This is a genomic window from Enterococcus durans NBRC 100479 = LMG 10746 (genome assembly GCF_001544215.1).
Lineage (GTDB): Bacteria > Bacillota > Bacilli > Lactobacillales > Enterococcaceae > Enterococcus_B > Enterococcus_B durans.
This window is the reverse complement of sequence record NZ_BCQB01000062.1, coordinates 1-14,107: the sequence shown is the minus strand read 5'-3', so window position 1 is coordinate 14,107 and position 14,107 is coordinate 1. Positions and strand designations below refer to the sequence as shown.

The following is a 14,107-nucleotide window of genomic DNA, read 5'->3' as shown; positions in this document are numbered from 1 at the left end:
CGTTTTTTAAAATCCTCTTTCCATTCCTACCTTTTTCTTTAAGAAAACTTATTATTTACTTAAGCATCTTTGTTAACGATAAATGTAAATTCACATTCACATACTTTTTTGTCGTCGACATATGCTGCGGATAACGCTGTTCCCACCGCACCCTTCATCTTTGTGATCTCAAAGTGGCATTTCATCACATCACCTGGGACTACTTTTTGACGGAATTTCGCTTTATTGATCCCTCCGATATACGCTCTTTTACCCAAGAATTCTTCCGATTTCAAAATAAGGATAGAGCCTGCTTGCGCTAAGGTTTCTAAGATCAATGCGCCTGGCATTACTGGATTATCTGGAAAATGTCCTTGGAAAAAATCTTCATTGATCGTTACATTTTTCGTGGCAACGATTTTTTTCCCTGGTTCCAAAGTATCTACATAGTCGATATAACAAATTGGATAGCGATTAGGAATCAAGTCCATCACTTCTGTGGCTGATAATACGTAAGACATAAATTACTCCCTCTTCCGGCTAAACGCCTAGTTTATTACTTTGATTATCAAAGTATCATATTCTTAAAGTTTTAGCAATCTTTTTTTATTCTGTAAAAAAATAGTTTGACAATCAAAACATTTTGCCTAATAATAGAAAATCAAGAGGTTATTTATTGCATTTATTTTTTCATTATTACGACCTATCAAATTTTTCTAGGATCAAAGGAGTGTCAATATGTCTTTTTTAGAAGGAAAGAAAATCGTCATCATGGGAGTTGCCAATAAGCGTAGTATTGCTTGGGGCTGTGCTGAAGCGATGATGAAACAAGGTGCGGAAATCATCTATACTTATCAAAATGAACGAATGAAAAAATCATTGGTTAAGTTAGTCGGTGAAGACGCATTTACGGTTGAATGTGATGTGGCAAGTGATGAAAGTATCGAAACAGCGATGAACGCGATCGGTGAATACGCTGGAGAGATCCATGGATTGGTGCATGCCATCGCCTATGCCAATAAAGAAGAACTATCAGGTAACGTATCTGATATTTCCAGAGATGGTTATCAATTAGCGCAAGATATCAGCAGTTATTCTTTGATTGCTGTTTCAAAATATGCGCAAAAGTATCTTGCACCAAACAGTGGAATCGTCAGCATGTCTTATCTAGGATCAGAACGTGCGATACCAAATTACAATATGATGGGGATCGCCAAAGCATCACTAGAAGCCGCTATCCGTTACTTGGCAGCAGAATTCTCACCTAAAGGGATTCGTGTCAACGGCATTTCTGCGGGAGCAATCAAAACATTAGCCGTTACTGGTGTGAAAGATTACCAAAAACTGATCCAGTTATCTGAATCACGTACACCTGACCAACAAGGTGTTACGATCGAAGAAGTTGGGAACGCCTGCGCCTTCTTGATCAGTCCCCTTTCAAGCGGGATGATCGGTGATATCATCTATGTTGATAAAGGTGTTCATTTATCTTAATCATCTAACTAAAAAGGAAAGAATCCGTATGATGCGGATTCTTTCCTTTTTTATTAGATTTTTTTCCAAATGGTTTATCCCACCACTTGGATCCACCCTTCTGGCGCTTCTACATCGCCAAATTGGATGCCTGTCAATTCATCATACAAGCGTCTTGTCACAGGCCCGACCTCCGTTTCACTATAGAAAACATGAAGATTGTTTTCGTAGTAAATACCACCGATTGGCGAGATGACAGCTGCTGTACCACATGCGCCTGCTTCTGCAAATTGATCCAACTGATCAATAAAGATATCCCCTTCAACGGCTTTTAAGCCCAAACGTTCTTCTGCTAGTTGCAACAAGGAATATTTCGTGATACTTGGTAAAATAGATGGTGATTGTGGCGTAATGAATTGACCATCTTTCGTGATCCCAAAGAAATTCGCAGCCCCTACCTCTTCGATTTTTGTGTGGGTAGCAGGATCAAGATAGACACAATCAGAATAATCCAATTCCTGTGCTTCAGTTCCTGGTAACAGGCTTGCGGCATAGTTACCGCCCACTTTAGCAGCTCCTGTACCTTTTGGCGCAGCACGATCATAATCAGATACGATAAATTTTGTTGGTTTCAATCCACCTTTGAAATATGCGCCTACTGGTGTACAGAAGACAACAAACAAGTACTCTGGTGCTGGATGGACGCCAATGTTTTCTCCTACCCCAATCAATAAGGGACGTAAATACAAAGTGGCTCCTGTACCGTATGGAGGCACAAATTCATCATTTGCCTTAACGACTTGTTTGACCGCATCGATAAACATTTCTTCTGGTACCATCGGCATCAATAGCCGTCTTGCACTTTGATTCAAACGTTGACTATTTTGGTCTGGACGGAACAAGTTTACTTTTCCATCTTTTCTTCGGTAAGCTTTCAATCCTTCAAAACATTGTTGTCCATAATGAAGCGCTGGAGAACCTTCGTGGATTGTTAAATAATTATCTTCTGTCAACTCCCCTTTTTCCCATTGCCCATCTTTCCATTTTGCTACATAACGCCAAGGAGTTTTAATATATGAAAATCCCAAATTATTCCAATCCAATTGCATATTCATTCCACCAATCATTGCTTTTTGAATATTTTAGCACTATCACTGTTATTTGTCATTTGAATTTTTGTGAATTTCTGAAATTAAGATATCCCGTTAAAATATTTTCATGGAGATTTTCTTTTGTGTCAGTTATTGTTACAATACAAGTACATCAAATAGTATAGAAAAGGGGATTTTATGCTTTTACAATTAGCTACTGCTTCATCTACCACTTCTACAGGAGAAACATTGACGGAACAGGCAGCAAACCAAGTAAATGCCTTTCAACGTTTTTGGAACGGTATCGATTGGGATGGGATTCTAGCCACACTTATCCAGAAAGGACTTTATTTAGTTTTTTTGATCGTCTTATTTGGCGTGATCAATCGAATCGGAAAATATCTGATGGATAAATCATTTAAACAGTATGCTAAAAAGACGGTTCTAAACGAAAGTCGTTTAAAAACGTTACACAGTCTTTTAAATACCATTTTTCATTATACGATGGGTTTTTTCTTCATGTATGCGATTTTATCAGTGATCGGTGTTCCAATTGGCTCACTATTAGCAGGAGCTGGAATTGCCGGGGTTGCTATCGGGTTAGGTGCGCAAGGATTTATGAGCGATGTCATCACAGGCTTTTTCATTATTATGGAACAGCAAATGGATGTCGGTGACTATGTAAAATTGGCGAACTTGACGATTGAAGGAACAGTTGTTTCTGTCGGTATTCGAACATTGCAGCTAAAAGCAACGGATGGAACAGTCCATTTTATTCCTAACCGTAATATCACAACGATCAGCAATCTTTCACGGGCAAATATGCAAGTTTTATTAGATATTCGGATCGTTCCAGAAGAAGGATATGACCGTATCTACGGTATCATCGAACAAGTAAATACACGTTTAGCAGAAAAATACAATGATGAACTACAAACACAACCAGAGATTTTTGGTCTAGTTGATCTAGGGAACAGTAACTTTGCGATCCGCACGGTTTGCTACGTGTTAAATGGGAAACAGTTTGCGTTAAAAGAAGAATTTCTAAGCTCTTATGTCAAAGAGCTCACTGCTGCTGGCTTTACGATCCCTAATACACCGATCGTTTTAAAATAATCTAGATTTGTCATTCTAGTAAAAGCAGCTTAAGCAAAAACGTGACTTTACTCTTGCCTCACTCATCTTTATACCAAAAAAGTGTTTCAAAAGCGCTTTGAGAAAATTGAATCCTCTGAAATAAGTTACTTTTTCAGAGAATCAGCTTCTCAGTGGGTGCTTTTGAAACACTTTTCATTTAAGGTAGAAAGTCGACTGCCTTATTTTTACTCATTCGTCTAACTGACGATATTGATTTTCTCTTTTAATTCTTCTACTTTAGGAGAGACGATGTTCCGACGCTCTAATTCATGAACCATATAGTTCACAGCCTTCAATAATTCTTTTCTGGTAATGATCCCCTTAAAGACTTTTTCTTCTGTCACAACTGGTAAAAATGGCGAATCCACCAGCAAATGCAAGACATCTTCTAGTTCCCAGTTCTCGTCGATCGTTGGAACATTTGTCTCCATCACATCGGCTACTGTCAACCCTTCTAAAGGATCCATACTGATCGTTTGAAGGTCGATCATCTTGTTCACCACATCGGATAGACTAACTAATCCAACAAAACGGTCATCTTTTCCTAAAACAGGGATCTTCGTGTAGCCAACTTTCGATAAAACGAGCAACCCATGTGATAAAGGATGTTGATACATCACATTTGCTACATTTTCAGCAGGAATCAAAAAAGTCTCCTGATTTTGTAGTAATAAATCTCTTACAATAGGTCCAATCATCGGATGCCCTCCATTTCTATTTCACTCAACAATCTTATTTTACCGAAAACGGATGCACAAATCATAAAATCATTTGATTTTTTAGCAAAAATTAGAGAATTTTAAGTTAGCGTGCATACGTAAATGCCAATTCCTCTACTGGTTGGTGTGCACGATTATAGTACTGTACCTCTATTTTGGTTGCTGTACTATCAATAATTGCATACGATGGGATTTGGATTGGGCCACGAGGCTGTGAAATACTGCCAGGATTTAAATAGAGAATGCCTTGGTCAAATTCACAACCGATTTGATGAGTATGTCCAAAAAAGACCATATTTGCTCCTAGTTCTTTAGCTGCCATCGCTAACTGAGTCAGGCCAAAACGGACATTCGCTAGATGTCCATGAGTAATCAATATTTTATCGACCCCTGTATCGATAAATTGCTTTGTTTCGTATCCTGGACCAAAATCACAATTGCCTTGAACGACATTAAAAACATTCCACAACACATCTTCTGCTGATAATTCTGAGTCCCCACAATGGAAGAAATGATCTATCTTTCCTTGGTAACGTTCGACCAGCTGTACTAAGATATCTCGATCGCCATGATTATCACTTACTACTAAATACCGCACTTATTTCCCACCTTCCAGCCATGTTTTCCATTGTTTGCTTAGTTTTTTCATCGCTTGCGCACGATGGCTTTTTTTATTTTTTTCTTCACTTGATAATTCTGCTGCTGTTTTATCAGACCCATCTGGTAGAAATAACGGATCATAACCAAACCCATTTTCACCTTGCGGAATCCTAACGATCTTCCCTGGCCATTCTGCCTCCACTACTAAACTATCCTTGTTTGGTGCAGCAAAAACCAACGTACAATGAAATTGGGCAGTTCTTTTTTCATCTGGTACTTCTGTCAATTCATAAAGGAGTTTTGCATTGTTTCCAGCATCACTTTTATGTTCCCCTGCAAAGCGTGCCGAATAGATGCCTGGCATTCCCCCTAAAGCATCCACCTTTAATCCAGAATCATCTGCTAACACAGGTTGATTCAGTAAATGAGCAATCGTTTCCGCTTTCAAGCGTGCATTTTCTTCGAATGTCGAACCCGTTTCTTCCACATCTGGCAACTCTGGATAGTCGAACAATGTCTTCACTTCGTATCCTTCTTTACCGAACATCGCTTTGAACTCTTCTGCTTTTCCTGCATTTCTAGTAGCGATGACGATTGTCTTGTCTTTTTCCAAAGTATCTGACACTTCTGGAGTAAACAAGCTGTTTTTTTGTTCCAAGATCAGCTGTTCAATCGCACTTTTTCCATAAAAAAGCATTTCATTCAATTGTTCGCCATCAAAAGTGGCTTCTTCACCAGTCCCTTGGATTTCCACAAACTTTCCTGATTCAGTCATCACGAGATTCATATCCACCAATGCAGCAGAGTCTTCTTCATAATCTAAATCCGTTGCACAGGTTCCATTTGGAAGAATCCCTACACTGATTGCTGCTAAGTGTTCTTTGATAGGGTCTTCTTTTAATTTCTTCTCTTGAAGCAATTTGTCGACAGCTAGTTTCAATGCTATAAACGCACCTGTGATACTTGCTGTACGCGTCCCGCCATCTGCTTGTAAAACATCACAATCCACAATGATACTACGTTCTCCTAGTTTTTCTAGGTCAACGACTGCTCGCAAAGAACGACCGATCAAACGTTGGATCTCCATCGTTCGACCTGATAATTTTCCTTTGCTGCTCTCTCTGCGGTTTCTCGTATTCGTCGCACGAGGAAGCATGCTGTATTCAGCAGTGACCAAACCTGTACCGGTATCTCTCAAAAAAGGAGGAACACTGGTTTCAACCGTTGCAGAACATACAACAGTCGTATCACCAAACCTGATCATAACAGAACCTTCCGGATGTTTAAAAACATTTGTTTGGATCGTTACTTTTCTTAACTCCTGTGCCTGTCTTCCATCATGACGCATGTCTCATACTCCTCCTAGATCAATATGTTCTACTTTTATATGGTCGATCGGTAACCAGTCTTCTGCAATCTCTTTAAAAAGTTTCGCAGAACCTGTTGTATAAAATCGACAAATCTCTCTGCCATTTTTTGGCGAATTACTGATTTCAAAATAGTCTAATAACATGGATACTTCACCTACTGTTTCAGCTCCTGAATCAATCAGTGTAACATTCTCTCCCATGACATTTTGAATGATCGGACGCAACAATGGATAATGTGTACATCCTAAAACAAGCGTATCGATATTTTTAGAGAGAAGCGGTGTCAAGGTTTCCGCTACTATTTTTTTTGCCACTGATGAATGGTACTCATTACTTTCGACTACCGAAACAAATTTCGGACAAGCCAAACTAGTCACTACTAATTCCGGTACTTTTTCTTTAAGGGCTGTTTCATACGCACCACTTTTTACCGTTCCTAGTGTACCAATGATACCAACATTTTTATTTTTTGTTTTCTTCACTGCCGCTCTTGTTCCAGGTAGGATCACTCCGATAACTGGAATGGGAAGCGTTTCTTTGATTTCTTCCAACACAACCGCTGTCGCTGTATTGCAAGCAATCACCAACATCTTGATTCCTTGCTCCACCAGATGGTTTGTCATTTCCCACGTAAACTTGATGACCTGCTCTGCGGGCCTTGGACCATAAGGACAACGTGCAGTGTCTCCCATATATAAAATATTTTCGTTTGGCAATTGTTTCAAGGCTTCTTTCACTACGGTCAAGCCGCCGACCCCTGAATCAATAAAACCGATTGGGCGCTTATCAGTCACTCGTATCATCCTTTTTTCAATAAATTCTATCTTCCTTATTGTGGACTTTTTGCCCTTATTTTTCAAGTCCTACATTCTTGATTGGTGTCCGCTATTTCTATAGTTATTATTTAAAATCAGTTTAAATTTTTGACCTTGACCAACTCTGTTTCCAGCTTGTTGGTGATCCGGTTCGTTTTATTTCATATGATCCGAGATCACCGTATCCCACCTCAATTCCCTCAGGATCAAATTGGATCATTCATCGTTACTTTCAATCATCTATGCAGCCCTCGTTGATCTCGATAGAACATGGTTGGATATAGATTGTTTACATCATTCACCTGAAAAAAATTGCCAGTCTGAATTTGTCATAATCTAGCTTGTTGATTTACATGTATGCTACTACACAATATACATTTACTGATTGTTGTTACAAAAAGAAAAACCAGAGTGACAGCTGCACTCTGATTTTTCGCTTATTCTGTGTATGGATTATTTTTTTCTGAAGATTTCTGCCCAATCCCCTAACGCTTGGATCACAGGAATGAAATCTACACCAAGTGGAGTTAAAGAGTACTCAACTTTAGGTGGCACGACAGGATACACTTCTCGGTGAATCAATCCATAACTCTCAAGCATTCGCAATTCTTTTGTAAGGTTAGCTTGAGTGACTTGTGGTATTTTTCGACTAAGTTCACCAAAACGAAATGTTCCTTGACTCAAGTAATAGATAATGACCATCGTCCATTTTCCACGCACGATTTTCTGTACATTTCCTCCAATGGGGCAATCATCAACATCAACATCAACATCAATTTCAATTGGTTTCATCAGTTATCACCTCAATTCTATTAAAAACGATAGTACCTATCAAAAAATAGCGTACTTGTTCATTTGCATTCTACCATGTAGTATTGTGGATGTAAACAAAATACAGAAACACATGGAGGATATTATGACAACATTATTAATGGTCAAGGGCCATCCCAAAACAGCAGAACAATCCTTTTCAATGAAAGGCTTCGATAAATTTCTTGAGGTATATCGTGCGACACATCCTGATGATGATGTACAAATCATAGATGTATTCCATGATGATGTACCAGAAATCGATGATGATATGATGACTGGCTGGGCTCAATTACAGTCTGGAATAGCTTTCACTGATCTATCTACTGCTGCACAAGCAAAAATCACTCGTTTCAACGAATTGACAGAACAATTTATGGCAGCAGATAAAATCGTACTTGCAAATCCACTATGGAACTTAATGATACCAACAAAAGTTAAAGCATGGATCGATACAACTGTTATTACTGGAAAAACGTTAAAATATGCAGCAACTGGGGCTGTCGGTTTGGTCTCTGGGAAAAAGCTATTGCATATCCAAGCGAACGGTGGCATTTATGAAGGAAATGATCCAGCATCACGTTATGTAAAGGATATCTTTAATTTTATCGGACTAACTGATTTCGAAAGTGTCTATGTTGAAGGACAGGCATATGCGCCACAAAATGCAGATGTAATTTTAAATGACGCCTTAGTGAAAATCGAAAATATTGCAAAAACATTTTAATCATTTGCAATGAATAGTCAAAAGAGCTTGAGATAAAAGTGAGATACACTTTTACCTCAAGTTTAATACACGAATAACAGGCTGATTCAAGTATTCTCTTTTTAACACATAAACAGAGGTCAAGACAAAAGTTGTTTAGTTTTGAGAAATTGGAGAGAAAAACGAACAATACGTTTTTTTGTATTGCTCGTTTTTTTTGAAATTTCCGAAAAAAATGACTTGTAGAATATTTTAGCAAAACTCTTCTTTAAAATGGGATAAAGACAAGTTATTACGTAAAATCATCCGCTACATGAGAGATGATCATTCCGATAGTATCTGTTGTAAAACTTCCCATTATCCACTACTATCTGTAAGCTCTTAGGATAAGCATCGATGCACACCAGAGAGTACCAGTCACCGTTGATACAAGTTATAGGTATAAATCAACTCATCCTCTATTTTTGTCTCATAAGTAAAATCAAGTTTCTCAAGCAACCTGATTGAAGCATCATTTTCTGGTAAAACACCCGCTTTGATCACCTTGCCTCCTTGATCGATGACCCAATTTATAGTTCCAGTAACTGCTTCTGATGCGTAGCCGTTTCTGGCATATTGTGGATGAATAGTATACCCGATCCAATAGGTATCATTTTCCTTTCTCAAATAGATATCCCCCACCAACTGCTTTGTGTCTGTATGGATGATTGCAAGTTGCAGCCCTTTTTCTAAAGAGACATCATGAAGTAATTCAGCTTCGTAGAACGCCTTTGACTTTCCTTTAAATCCTTGATAACGCATCCAATCAATATTGTTTCGATAGTCCATAAAGCTATTGATGTCTCCAGAAACAAACTTCCGTATGTTGAGACGCTTCGTCTGTATCTCCATTTCTGCTTCTCCTCACATCCAATTAGACTTAGTGAAATCTCTGATCGCTTTTTGATTATATTCTGCCATTTTATCAGAGATAATGCTACTTACTTTTTTAGACAAGATGTCAAAACAAAACTTATTAAGAAAAATCGATAACTTAAGCTTGACTGCAAAATAACTTTTGTCGCTGCTAAAGTAAATTTCACATGTGTTTCATTCAAAAAAAACCGTTACTCGTAAAATGACCCGTTTTACGAATAGCGGTTTTTTCTAATGATCGTACATTTATGCTTCTCTTTAAAGCTTGTGATAGCCTAGATTTTGATTGGTTTAATAACTGTATTTGCTTCTTTCTAGATAAGAAGAAAGCAATGATAATGCATAACAAACAACGAAGTACATGAATGTCATCGCGACGAACATCGGTAAGACATAATTCGTGTTTTGCCCGTAGATGATTCGTGCTTGGTGTGTCAATTCAGGTAATGAAATGATCACTGCCAAAGAAGTGTCCTTGATCAATGAGATCAATTGGCTGACGATAGCAGGAATCATTGATTTAAAGGCTTGCGGTAAGACAATGGTTCTCATGGTTTCAACATAAGTCAAACCTGTCGAAAGGCCTGCTTCCATTTGTCCTTTAGGAACAGCATTCAACCCGGCACGAAAAATTTCTGATAACATTGCTGATTCAAAAATCGTCAAAGCTGCAACAGCTGACCAGAAGATATTCATTTGAATCCCGATCTGCGGTAAAGCAAAATACGTGAAAAAGATGATCAGCAATAACGGTAGATTTCGTATGATATCAATTACAAATCCTAAGATTTTTGAAAAATAAGGAATATTCGAGAAACGGATGACCCCCGTCAAACCGCCAATCAAAAAGCTAAAAACGATCGAGAACAACGATACTTCTACCGTGACTTTTAGTCCTTCTAATAAAAAGCGGATATTCATCCATGAAAAAGCGCCACTAAAATCCATTCTGTTCTCCCCTTTCTATGAACGAACTGCCCATTTTTTTTCAAGATAAACCATCAAATAAGACAATGGCAAAGTAATCACTAAGTAAAAGAGCCCAACAATGATATACGTATCGAATGTATTGAATGTTTCACTCGCAATCAAGTCTCCTTGGTACATTAGATCCAAACCGGCAACAATGGCCAAGATCGAAGAATTTTTTACTAAATTGATAAACTGGTTGCCAAGCGGCGGTACCACGATCTTAAATGCTTGAGGCAAAACGATATAACGCATCGTCTGCGAATAAGTAAGACCCGCAGACAATCCAGCCTCTGTTTGACCTTTTGGCACTGTTTGGATCCCTGAGCGCACTGTTTCTGCAATAAATGCAGATGTGTAGATTGTCAAACCGATCGTTCCTGCTTGGAATCCATCAAAGCTGATCCAATAGAGAGGAACAACGACATAGAAAAACATCACAATGATCAATAATGGAATATTTCTAAAAAATTCAACATAAGCTTTTGCTAAACCGCTGATTAGTTTGTTTTTCGACAATTGGAAAATTGCCATCAATGTACCGATGATCAAGCTGAATAACAAGGCTAAGATACTTGAATAAATCGTGATTTTAAATCCATCTACGAAGGTGGATCCGTATGTTTGTATCAATTCACCCATTCTTTTTCCTCCTTAATCCACTTTCCCTTGCGTTGAACCTGGGAACCATTTTTGGTAGATTTTTTCATACGTGCCATCTGCAAGCATATCCTTCAACGCTTTGTTGACAGCATCCAAGAAATCCTTCTGCCCTTTATTGATCGCGATCCCATATGGTTCATTCGTGAACGCTCCTCCAGCTAAAGTGTACTCAGGATTTTCATCTGCCATCCCTAATAAAATAGCATTATCTGTTGTCATCGCATCCCCTTGACCTGACTGCAACGCTGTAAAAGCTTCTGCATAGTTTTCTAGTTCAAGGATCTTTGCATCTGGCGCATGTTTTCGGATATTGATGGCCGAAGTTGAACCTTTAACCGCTAATACCGTTGTATCCGCGTTCAAATCATCCACACTTTTGATTGGACTTCCTTTTTTGACAAGTAATGACTGTCCTGCATCAAAATAGACTTCCGAAAAGTCAACTTGTTTTTTTCGTTCATCCGTGATCGTCATCGTCGCAATGATTGCATCAATGTTCCCATTTTTCAATAGGGGAATACGTGTTTTAGATGTCACTTCCACAAATTCCGCTTTCCCTTGTTTGCCTAGAATCTTCTCAGTGATTGCTTTAGCAATATCAATATCAAAGCCTTCTACTTTGCTGCTTTTGATGTCCATCATACCAAACAATCGGGTATCATATTTTACGCCCCAAACGATCGTATCTGTTTTTTTACTACGTTCTAATATGTTTTCATTTGCAACACTTTTTCCTTTACAGCCAGTCAATACCAGAAACATGAGCCCTAAAAGGAAAAATAAACGAATAATCGATTTTTTACGCATCTTATTCCTCCTACTGATGATTAATGATTGATTACTTTGCTGATGAATTGTTTTGCTCGCTCTTCTTTTGGATTTTCAAAGAAATTCTTCACATCACGACTGTCCTCTAACACTTCTCCATCAGCCATGAAAATCACGCGGTCTGCTACTTCTTTAGCAAATCCCATTTCGTGAGTAACCACGATCATTGACATGCCATCATGTGCTAATTTTTTCATAACATCCAAAACGTCACCGATCATTTCTGGATCAAGTGCAGAAGTTGGCTCGTCAAAAAGCAGCATTTCAGGATTCATCGCAAGTCCGCGAGCAATCGCTACACGCTGTTGTTGACCACCAGACAACATTGATGGATAAGAATCTTTTTTATCTAACATATTGACTTTCTTCAAAAATTTTTCTGCATTTTTTACAGCACTTGCCTGATCTTGTTTCAACACTTTGATTGGTGCCAAAGTGATATTTTCTAACACAGTTTTATTTGGATAAAGATTGAAATGTTGAAAAACCATCCCAACATTTTTACGTACTTCTGTTAACTTTGTCTTTTTATCATGTAAATCGATATCATTGATCAGCAGCTTTCCAGAAGTGATCATTTCTAACCCATTGATACATCGAAGCATAGTGCTCTTCCCAGATCCAGAAGGACCAATGACAACGACGACTTCCCCTTTCTCAAACTCAAGGTTTATGTTTTTCAAAGCTTGGAATTTGCCGTAGTATTTCTCTACGTTATCAAATTTAATCATTGCCATCACATTACACTCCCATTATTATTTAGTAAGATTTCCTTTAAAGATATATAATAGAACATATTATATCTGATAGGTAAGCTACTTGTAAAGTTTCTTTGAAATTTTCCTAGATACTCTTTTCTAGCAAGTCTTTGACTATCTTACCGTTTTTTTCTCTATTTTACTTGAATTTTGATTGGCAACTGTTGTGTCTTCCTCTAAAAAACGGTAAGATATGAAGTGCTTAGTCTTAGAAATCGTAAAGAGGTGTCTTTTTTGAAAAATATTATTTTAACAGGCGATCGACCAACAGGAAAATTACACTTAGGCCATTATGTTGGTTCATTAAAAACACGTGTCGACATGCAAGCAGATGATAACAATCAACTATTTGTGATGATCGCTGATATGCAAGCATTGACTGATAATGCTAAAAACCCAGAAAAAGTATCTTCTAATGTCTTAGAGGTTGCACTCGATTATTTAGCAGTAGGACTTGATCCAGCAAAATCTACGCTCTTTATTCAATCTCAAATACCAGAATTAGCAGAGTTGACGATGTACTATTTGAATCTAGTCAGCGTAGGTCGTGTGCGACGTAACCCTACAGTTAAAACAGAAATTGAACAAAAGAAATTCGGTGAAAGTGTTCCCACTGGGTTCTTCATCTATCCCGTTTCTCAAGCAGCTGATATCACAGCCTTCAAAGCAAATCTAGTTCCTGTAGGTGAAGACCAAAAACCAATGTTGGAACAAACACAAGAAATCGTGCAAAGTTTCAACCATACGTACAGTGATGTCTTAGTTGAACCAAAAGGTGTTTTTCCACCTAAAGGAATGGGTCGCTTACCTGGTATTGATGGTAACGGAAAAATGAGTAAATCATTAGGCAACGGAATCTATATCTCTGACCCTGCTGATGTCGTGAAGAAAAAAGTTATGAGTATGTATACTGATCCAAATCATATTCATGTCGAAGATCCTGGACAAGTTGAAGGAAATATGGTCTTCACTTATTTAGATGTCTTTGGAAAAGATAAAGAAGCAATCGAAGAGATGAAAGCTCATTATCGTCGTGGCGGACTTGGTGATGTGAAGATCAAGCGTTACTTGATCGATGTTTTAGAAGAAGAATTCGCGCCGATCCGCGCCCGTCGTGAAGAGTTAGCCAAAGATCCAGATGCGGTCATGGCGATTCTTCGTGAAGGAAGCGCAAAAGCCGCAAAAGTAGCAGCGAAAACATTAGCAGAAGTCAAAACTGCAATGGGTATCAACTACTTCAATTAATCGGATAAACAAAAAAAACAATGACTAAA

Annotated in this window: 16 protein-coding genes; 4 read left to right on the top strand and 12 right to left on the bottom strand. The window is 38.2% G+C overall.

Features of this window, described 5'->3' with window-relative positions; genetic code table 11:
* Positions 1 to 59 precede the first annotated feature (59 nt).
* Positions 60 to 500, bottom strand: a complete 441-nt coding sequence (gene fabZ / locus ED2_RS12780) for a 3-hydroxyacyl-ACP dehydratase FabZ (protein WP_005877108.1) — start codon at positions 498 to 500, stop codon at positions 60 to 62.
* A 217-nt stretch (positions 501 to 717) separates the two neighbouring features.
* On the opposite strand from fabZ, the gene fabI reads away from it, so the two are divergent.
* Positions 718 to 1,473, top strand: a complete 756-nt coding sequence (fabI, locus tag ED2_RS12775; protein ID WP_005877106.1) for an enoyl-ACP reductase FabI — start codon at positions 718 to 720, stop codon at positions 1,471 to 1,473.
* Positions 1,474 to 1,547: 74 nt separating this feature from the next.
* On the opposite strand, the gene ED2_RS12770 is transcribed toward fabI, so the two are convergent.
* A complete protein-coding gene (locus tag ED2_RS12770) occupies positions 1,548 to 2,561 on the bottom strand; it encodes a branched-chain amino acid aminotransferase (RefSeq protein ID WP_016176727.1) in 1,014 nt (337 codons plus the stop codon).
* A 180-nt stretch (positions 2,562 to 2,741) separates the two neighbouring features.
* Between ED2_RS12770 and ED2_RS12765 the strand changes: the two genes are divergently transcribed.
* Positions 2,742 to 3,659, top strand: a complete 918-nt coding sequence (locus ED2_RS12765; RefSeq protein WP_016176728.1) for a mechanosensitive ion channel family protein — start codon at positions 2,742 to 2,744, stop codon at positions 3,657 to 3,659.
* Between the two features lie 218 nt (positions 3,660 to 3,877).
* Here the strand turns inward: ED2_RS12765 and cbpB are convergent, their stop codons facing one another.
* The 5 genes from cbpB to ED2_RS12740 all read right to left on the bottom strand — a co-directional run bounded on the left by cbpB (position 3,878) and on the right by ED2_RS12740 (position 7,976).
* On the bottom strand, positions 3,878 to 4,378 hold the full coding sequence (gene cbpB / locus ED2_RS12760; protein WP_005877101.1) for a cyclic-di-AMP-binding protein CbpB: 501 nt from the start codon (positions 4,376 to 4,378) through the stop codon (positions 3,878 to 3,880).
* Positions 4,379 to 4,484: 106 nt separating this feature from the next.
* The gene (locus ED2_RS12755) at positions 4,485 to 4,997 is read right to left on the bottom strand and encodes a metallophosphoesterase (RefSeq protein WP_005877099.1); all 513 of its coding nucleotides are present in this window, start codon (positions 4,995 to 4,997) and stop codon (positions 4,485 to 4,487) included.
* The gene (gene rph / locus ED2_RS12750; protein ID WP_016176729.1) at positions 4,998 to 6,347 is read right to left on the bottom strand and encodes a ribonuclease PH; all 1,350 of its coding nucleotides are present in this window, start codon (positions 6,345 to 6,347) and stop codon (positions 4,998 to 5,000) included.
* 3 nt (positions 6,348 to 6,350) lie between these two features.
* The gene (racE, locus tag ED2_RS12745; RefSeq protein ID WP_034865152.1) at positions 6,351 to 7,172 is read right to left on the bottom strand and encodes a glutamate racemase; all 822 of its coding nucleotides are present in this window, start codon (positions 7,170 to 7,172) and stop codon (positions 6,351 to 6,353) included.
* Positions 7,173 to 7,637: 465 nt separating this feature from the next.
* On the bottom strand, positions 7,638 to 7,976 hold the full coding sequence (locus tag ED2_RS12740) for a winged helix-turn-helix transcriptional regulator (RefSeq protein WP_005877094.1): 339 nt from the start codon (positions 7,974 to 7,976) through the stop codon (positions 7,638 to 7,640).
* 124 nt (positions 7,977 to 8,100) lie between these two features.
* Here ED2_RS12740 and ED2_RS12735 point away from each other — a divergent pair, with 124 nt between their 5' ends.
* Positions 8,101 to 8,721, top strand: coding sequence for an FMN-dependent NADH-azoreductase (locus tag ED2_RS12735; protein WP_005877093.1), 621 nt, complete (start codon positions 8,101 to 8,103; stop codon positions 8,719 to 8,721).
* A gap of 396 nt (positions 8,722 to 9,117) precedes the next feature.
* On the opposite strand, the gene ED2_RS12730 is transcribed toward ED2_RS12735, so the two are convergent.
* The 5 genes from ED2_RS12730 to ED2_RS12710 form a co-directional block, all read right to left on the bottom strand.
* Positions 9,118 to 9,591: a GNAT family N-acetyltransferase gene (locus ED2_RS12730; protein ID WP_005877091.1), complete on the bottom strand. Its 474-nt coding sequence runs from the start codon at positions 9,589 to 9,591 to the stop codon at positions 9,118 to 9,120.
* A gap of 315 nt (positions 9,592 to 9,906) precedes the next feature.
* Positions 9,907 to 10,563 carry an amino acid ABC transporter permease gene (locus ED2_RS12725; RefSeq protein ID WP_005877089.1) on the bottom strand — a complete coding sequence of 219 codons (657 nt, stop codon included), beginning with the start codon at positions 10,561 to 10,563 and terminating at the stop codon, positions 9,907 to 9,909.
* Positions 10,564 to 10,578: 15 nt separating this feature from the next.
* Entirely contained in the window at positions 10,579 to 11,226 is a 648-nt protein-coding gene (locus ED2_RS12720) for an amino acid ABC transporter permease (protein WP_016176730.1), read from the bottom strand.
* Positions 11,227 to 11,238: 12 nt separating this feature from the next.
* Positions 11,239 to 12,054: a transporter substrate-binding domain-containing protein gene (locus tag ED2_RS12715; protein WP_005877086.1), complete on the bottom strand. Its 816-nt coding sequence runs from the start codon at positions 12,052 to 12,054 to the stop codon at positions 11,239 to 11,241.
* 20 nt (positions 12,055 to 12,074) lie between these two features.
* Positions 12,075 to 12,812, bottom strand: coding sequence for an amino acid ABC transporter ATP-binding protein (locus ED2_RS12710; RefSeq protein WP_016176731.1), 738 nt, complete (start codon positions 12,810 to 12,812; stop codon positions 12,075 to 12,077).
* 255 nt (positions 12,813 to 13,067) lie between these two features.
* Here ED2_RS12710 and trpS point away from each other — a divergent pair, with 255 nt between their 5' ends.
* The gene (trpS, locus tag ED2_RS12705) at positions 13,068 to 14,078 is read left to right on the top strand and encodes a tryptophan--tRNA ligase (protein ID WP_016176732.1); all 1,011 of its coding nucleotides are present in this window, start codon (positions 13,068 to 13,070) and stop codon (positions 14,076 to 14,078) included.
* The last annotated feature ends 29 nt before the right edge of the window (positions 14,079 to 14,107 follow it).

Coding starts and splice junctions, on each gene's coding strand:
- rph (WP_016176729.1), bottom strand. CDS start 6,347: ATGCGTCATGATGGAAGACAGGCACAGGAGTTAAGAAAAGTAACGATC.
- racE (WP_034865152.1), bottom strand. CDS start 7,172: ATGATACGAGTGACTGATAAGCGCCCAATCGGTTTTATTGATTCAGGG.
- fabZ (WP_005877108.1), bottom strand. CDS start 500: ATGTCTTACGTATTATCAGCCACAGAAGTGATGGACTTGATTCCTAAT.
- ED2_RS12725 (WP_005877089.1), bottom strand. CDS start 10,563: ATGGATTTTAGTGGCGCTTTTTCATGGATGAATATCCGCTTTTTATTA.
- ED2_RS12765 (WP_016176728.1), top strand. CDS start 2,742: ATGCTTTTACAATTAGCTACTGCTTCATCTACCACTTCTACAGGAGAA.
- cbpB (WP_005877101.1), bottom strand. CDS start 4,378: ATGATTGGACCTATTGTAAGAGATTTATTACTACAAAATCAGGAGACT.
- ED2_RS12730 (WP_005877091.1), bottom strand. CDS start 9,591: ATGGAGATACAGACGAAGCGTCTCAACATACGGAAGTTTGTTTCTGGA.
- ED2_RS12770 (WP_016176727.1), bottom strand. CDS start 2,561: ATGCAATTGGATTGGAATAATTTGGGATTTTCATATATTAAAACTCCT.
- ED2_RS12715 (WP_005877086.1), bottom strand. CDS start 12,054: ATGCGTAAAAAATCGATTATTCGTTTATTTTTCCTTTTAGGGCTCATG.
- ED2_RS12740 (WP_005877094.1), bottom strand. CDS start 7,976: ATGAAACCAATTGAAATTGATGTTGATGTTGATGTTGATGATTGCCCC.
- ED2_RS12735 (WP_005877093.1), top strand. CDS start 8,101: ATGACAACATTATTAATGGTCAAGGGCCATCCCAAAACAGCAGAACAA.
- fabI (WP_005877106.1), top strand. CDS start 718: ATGTCTTTTTTAGAAGGAAAGAAAATCGTCATCATGGGAGTTGCCAAT.
- ED2_RS12720 (WP_016176730.1), bottom strand. CDS start 11,226: ATGGGTGAATTGATACAAACATACGGATCCACCTTCGTAGATGGATTT.
- ED2_RS12710 (WP_016176731.1), bottom strand. CDS start 12,812: ATGGCAATGATTAAATTTGATAACGTAGAGAAATACTACGGCAAATTC.